The organism is Achromobacter sp. RW408, from assembly GCF_003184165.1.
Lineage (GTDB): Bacteria > Pseudomonadota > Gammaproteobacteria > Burkholderiales > Burkholderiaceae_B > Achromobacter > Achromobacter xylosoxidans.
The window spans coordinates 1511750-1516219 of record NZ_QHHO01000049.1 but is presented as its reverse complement, the minus strand read 5'-3'; the positions used below and the strand labels follow the sequence as shown (position 1 = coordinate 1516219).

The window sequence follows — 4470 nt, the reverse complement described above, 5'->3', positions numbered from 1 at the left end:
AGGTCAAGCGCCTGCGGGGACGGGTGCAGGGGGAGTGAGAGCCGGTTGGCGAAGGCCGGGCGATGATGGCGGGTGGCCGGGGGGGAAAGCCCCTTGGCCGGCAGGGGCATAACGATATATCGGAATGTCTCGATATAAGATTCGATAAATTGCGATATTTCAATATGACGACCACTGCTTCCACCGCCATCGAGGCCGCCACGGACATTGATGTCGACGCCATTCTCAAGGCGTTGGCCAATCCCGTGCGCCGCGAGATCCTGGGGTGGTTGAAGACGCCGCAGGCGCACTTCGAGGAACGTCCGGGCCATACCTTCGAACACGGGGTGTGCGCGGGCCATATCGATGGGCGCTGCGGGCTGTCGCAGTCCACCGTGTCTTCGCACCTTGCGGTGCTGCAGCGCGCGGGACTGATCTCGGCCACCAAGGTGGGGCAGTGGGTGTTCTTCCGTCGCAATGAACCCGTGATTGCCGCGTTCCTGCGGCAATTGAACCAAGACATGTAGCCTGCCGCCGCTACCCAAGCCCGCCCGCCGGGCACGAGGATTGTTATGAGCCAGCTGTTCGAACCCTTGCAAGTGGGGGAACTGACCCTGCCCAACCGCATCATCATGGCCCCGTTGACGCGCCAGCGCGCCAGCGAAGGCCGGGTGCCGAACGACCTGATGGTCGAATACTACGTCCAGCGCGCCGAGGCCGGGCTGATCCTGACCGAGGCCACCTCGGTGACGCCGCAGGGCGTGGGGTATGCCGACACGCCGGGGCTGTGGTCGCAGGAGCAGGTCAAGGGCTGGCGCAAGGTGACGACGGCGGTGCATGAGGCCGGTGGCCGCATCTTCGCGCAGTTGTGGCACGTGGGCCGCATTTCCGATCCGGTTTTCCTGAATGGCGAACTGCCGGTGGCGCCGAGCGCGATCGCGGCGGGTGGCCATGTCAGCCTGGTACGCCCCAAGCGCGGTTACGTGGTGCCGCGCGCGCTCGAGACCGATGAGATCCCGGGCATCGTCGAGGCCTATCGGCGCGGCGCGCAACTGGCGCAGGAAGCCGGTTTCGACGGCGTTGAAGTGCACGGCGCCAATGGCTATCTGCTGGACCAGTTCCTGCAGGACAGCACCAATCAGCGCACCGACGGCTACGGCGGCTCGCTCGAGGCCCGCGCCCGCCTGATGCTGGAAGTGGTGGATGCCTGCGTCAGCGTCTGGGGCGGCGGCCGGGTCGGCCTGCACCTGTCGCCGCGTGGCGATGCGCATACGATGGGTGATTCGGATCCGGCGACGACTTTCAACTATGTGGCGCGGGCGGCGCGCCGTCGTGGCCTGGCGTTCCTGTGCGCGCGGGAGCGCGAGGGCGCCGACAGCCTGGGCCCGCAGCTCAAGGAGTCGTTCGGCGGCGTGTACATCGCCAACGAAGGCTTCACGCGCGAATCGGCCGAGGCGGCGATCGCCGCGGGCCGCGCCGATGCGGTGGCGTTCGGCGTGCAGTACATCGCCAACCCCGACCTGGTGCGCCGCTTCGCGCTGAACGCGCCGTTGAACGCCCCGGACTCGTCGACCTTCTACGCCTCGGGCGCGGCCGGCTACACCGACTACCCCGCCCTGGCGGTGGCCTGAGCCCCGCCGCCGTTGCCGGTCGCAAAGGACTGGCAACGGCGGCGTCCGCGTCTCAATACAGGGCGGCGCGCATCGGGTAGGTGAACAAGCCGTAGTGCGCCGCGTTCAGGCCCAGGTGGGCCAGCACGGCGGCCGCCAGGCCGCCGTAGCGGTAGGCCAGCCCGTAGCCCACGCCGGCAATGCCGGCCAGCAGCATCCATTGCCAGCCGCCGGCATAGTGCGCCAGTCCGAACAGCAGCGCCGCGATCGACAGCGCCGCCGTGGCGCCCCAGGGACGGTCGCGCCAGCAGCGCGCCAGCTGTTCCTGCACATAGCCGCGGAACAGCGCTTCCTCGGCCAGCGTCACCAGCAAGGCGTTGTTGGCGAGCCAGAGCCAGCCCGAGTCGGGCCATTTGGGCGCCCATGCCACCACGTCCAGCGCCAGGGCCAACCCCAGGCAGGCCACGGCCGCGGCCGCGCAGGCGGCCAGCGCCGCCAGCAGCGTGGCGCGCGCGCCGGCGCCGGCCATGGCGGGCGCGGCGGCCAGCACCACCCAGAACGCCACCAGCGGCTTGTCCAGGTTCAGGTACATGCTGAAGGGCACGGCATCGGGCGTCAGGGCGGCGCGCGGGATCACCAGGGGATTGTGGAAACCGGGCAGCCAATGCAGGAACAGCAGCACCGCCAGGATCACGAACAGCGTATGACCGGCGGCGCTGGCCGCCCCAGGCGTGGCCGGGCGCACCAGCAGCGCGGCCAGCAGCAGCAATGCCGGCCAGGCCAGCGCCACGGGGTCGATGCCGCCCTGCGTCCAGGCCCAGGCATAGGCGAGCGCCAGCGCCAGCGGCGCCCAGCGGCGGGTGGCCGCCGGCCACAACATGGCGGCGGCCAGAAACATCAGGGATCCAGGTGAGGCAAAGGGCATGTATCTTCCTGCGAGGCGACGGGCGGCGCATGGCCGGCACACTGGCCGCGGTCGACGCGGCGGCGCCCAAACCCGCAAGTGTAAGCGCCGCCTTGCGCGTTCGCCTTTGCCGGCGGCCGCTTTCCGTTTGCGGTGCGCCATCGGGCACTTTTCATTTCCGCGCTTTCGGGCGACCATGCCGCAGCGGCGGCGCCTCCCGTCCGGTGGCGGGAAGGGGCGCGTGCGCGCAAGGAGCAACAATGAAAATGATCGCTTGGTTGATGCTGGCGGCGGCGATCCTGCCGTTCGTCTGCACGATCGTGGCCAAGGCCGGTGGCAAGCAGTTCGACAACAATGATCCGCGTACCTGGCTGGCCCGCCAGGAAGGCTGGCGCGCCCGCGCCAATGCGGCGCAGGCCAATACCTTCGAGGCCCTGCCGTTCTTTTTCGGGGCGGTGCTGTTCGCCCTCTACACGCAGGCGCCGGCTGCGCACGTGGCCACGCTGATGGCATGCTGGCTGGGCGTGCGCCTGGGCTATCTGGCGATGTACCTGGCGGGCTGGGGCGCGCTGCGTTCGCTGGTCTGGACGATCAGCATGGGCTTCATCATCGCCATCCTGTTCTCGGGCGTGTAGGACGCCGCGGCGGCCAACGCCCGGTCCGAGGCGCCCCGCGCGCCTCGCCAGGATGCCTGGCCGTCATTGCCGCTTCACTTCCACTCGAACACGGCGCGCGCGGTGCCGCTGTTCTCCACCTTCACATCGCGTTCCTGCGCCTTGCCTTCGTAGGTGGCGGAGACCTTGTACTGGCCGGCGGGCAGCTTGACCAGCATGTAGGGGCCGCCGGATTCGGCGTGCAGCACCTGCTTGCCCTGGCCGTCCTTGATGGTGACGGCGACGTTGGCGACGTAGTCGGCCTTGCCGTCGCGCTGGGCGGCGAAGGTCAGCGCCAGGGGGTAGTCCTTGGCCGCGGCCTTCATGGCCTCGGATTCGTCCAGGCCGATGCCGCCGCTGACGTACTGCACGCTGCCCTGTTGCTGCACGGGCGGCAATGCCGCCTGCGCGGTGGACAGGACGCCGGCAAAGGCCAGGGTGCCCAGGGCCATCGCGGCGGCCATGGTGCAACGTTCGATGCGCTTGTTCATGCAATTCTCCTTGAAGGGATGATCACGCAAGAGGTTCGACCGCGCTGGCGTCGGCGAGTTCGCCACGGCGGGGCGCTTGCGCGGGCATGCGCTATCCCGGCGTGGCGCTCGCGGGATGATCACGCCAGGCGAATGCCAGGACGCTTTCGCCATTGGCGCCGCCGTCGGGGGCGAAGCGTTTTTCGGTCAGCAGGCCGGTGCCGTCATCGCGCAGGGCCAGCACCGTGGAACTGCGAGTGCCATAGTTGGGACTGACGATGAACGGGCTGCTCAATAGCTTTTCGCGATCCGGCGCCAGGCCGGTGGCGGGCAGGTCGGCATCGTCGGCCGGACTGCGATCGGCCAGCGCCTCGAACAGCGTCGGCAGGTCGGGTTGCGGGTCATGGGCCAGCACCCGTTCGAAGGCGGCCTTGGTGCGCGCCAGCTTGGGCCAGGGCGTGTCCAGCAGGTGGTTCGACAGGGCGTAGACGCCGGCCGCCAGGGGCCGGGGGGCGCCATCGCGGTTGCTGGCGTACCAGGCGCCCCGGGCGTCGCCGACGATCAGGTTGAAGCCGTTGTAGGCCGGGCCCGCGGCATGGGCGGCGGCAATGTAGTCGGCCGGCGCGGCATGGCCGCGCAGGAAATCCTCGACCAGGGCGCCACGCGAGGGGGCGTCGGCGACCACCCGGCCGGGTTCGCGGAAATTGGTGACGAGCGCATAGCGCCCGCCGGTGGTCGCGCCCATCCAGGTGCCACCGGCCAGCGCGTCGCGTCCGCCGTACACGTGGGCGGCGTCGGCCCACTGCGCGGCGGGCAGCGTCGGCCGGGCATGGAATTCATCGCGGTTGGCGGCG

The 4470-nt window shown here is 69.7% G+C and carries 6 protein-coding genes; 3 read left to right on the top strand and 3 right to left on the bottom strand.

Features of this window, described 5'->3' with window-relative positions:
* Window positions 1-164: 164 nt before the first annotated feature.
* Together DK459_RS26440 and DK459_RS26435 are read left to right on the top strand one after the other, a co-directional pair.
* Window positions 165-506 (top strand): helix-turn-helix transcriptional regulator, encoded by a 342-nt coding sequence (locus DK459_RS26440; protein ID WP_006385048.1) that lies wholly within the window; start codon window positions 165-167, stop codon window positions 504-506.
* 45 nt (window positions 507-551) lie between these two features.
* Window positions 552-1610 carry an alkene reductase gene (locus DK459_RS26435; protein ID WP_006385049.1) on the top strand — a complete coding sequence of 353 codons (1059 nt, stop codon included), beginning with the start codon at window positions 552-554 and terminating at the stop codon, window positions 1608-1610.
* A 52-nt stretch (window positions 1611-1662) separates the two neighbouring features.
* On the opposite strand, the gene DK459_RS26430 is transcribed toward DK459_RS26435, so the two are convergent.
* Window positions 1663-2514, bottom strand: coding sequence for a CPBP family intramembrane glutamic endopeptidase (locus tag DK459_RS26430; RefSeq protein WP_110135170.1), 852 nt, complete (start codon window positions 2512-2514; stop codon window positions 1663-1665).
* A gap of 239 nt (window positions 2515-2753) precedes the next feature.
* Here DK459_RS26430 and DK459_RS26425 point away from each other — a divergent pair, with 239 nt between their 5' ends.
* Window positions 2754-3128: an MAPEG family protein gene (locus DK459_RS26425; protein WP_006385051.1), complete on the top strand. Its 375-nt coding sequence runs from the start codon at window positions 2754-2756 to the stop codon at window positions 3126-3128.
* A gap of 74 nt (window positions 3129-3202) precedes the next feature.
* Here DK459_RS26425 and DK459_RS26420 read toward each other — a convergent pair whose 3' ends face one another.
* Both DK459_RS26420 and DK459_RS26415 read right to left on the bottom strand, forming a co-directional pair.
* Window positions 3203-3637, bottom strand: a complete 435-nt coding sequence (locus DK459_RS26420; RefSeq protein ID WP_006385052.1) for a carboxypeptidase-like regulatory domain-containing protein — start codon at window positions 3635-3637, stop codon at window positions 3203-3205.
* Window positions 3638-3728: 91 nt separating this feature from the next.
* Window positions 3729-4470: NRDE family protein (locus DK459_RS26415; RefSeq protein WP_110135281.1), on the bottom strand; the 742-nt coding region annotated here is incomplete at its 5' end.

What these genes read in the sequence shown, in the direction of transcription:
- DK459_RS26440 (WP_006385048.1), top strand. Translation starts at nt 165, where the DNA reads ATGACGACCACTGCTTCCACCGCCATCGAGGCCGCCACGGACATTGAT.
- DK459_RS26435 (WP_006385049.1), top strand. Translation starts at nt 552, where the DNA reads ATGAGCCAGCTGTTCGAACCCTTGCAAGTGGGGGAACTGACCCTGCCC.
- DK459_RS26430 (WP_110135170.1), bottom strand. Translation starts at nt 2,514, where the DNA reads ATGCCCTTTGCCTCACCTGGATCCCTGATGTTTCTGGCCGCCGCCATG.
- DK459_RS26425 (WP_006385051.1), top strand. Translation starts at nt 2,754, where the DNA reads ATGAAAATGATCGCTTGGTTGATGCTGGCGGCGGCGATCCTGCCGTTC.
- DK459_RS26420 (WP_006385052.1), bottom strand. Translation starts at nt 3,637, where the DNA reads ATGAACAAGCGCATCGAACGTTGCACCATGGCCGCCGCGATGGCCCTG.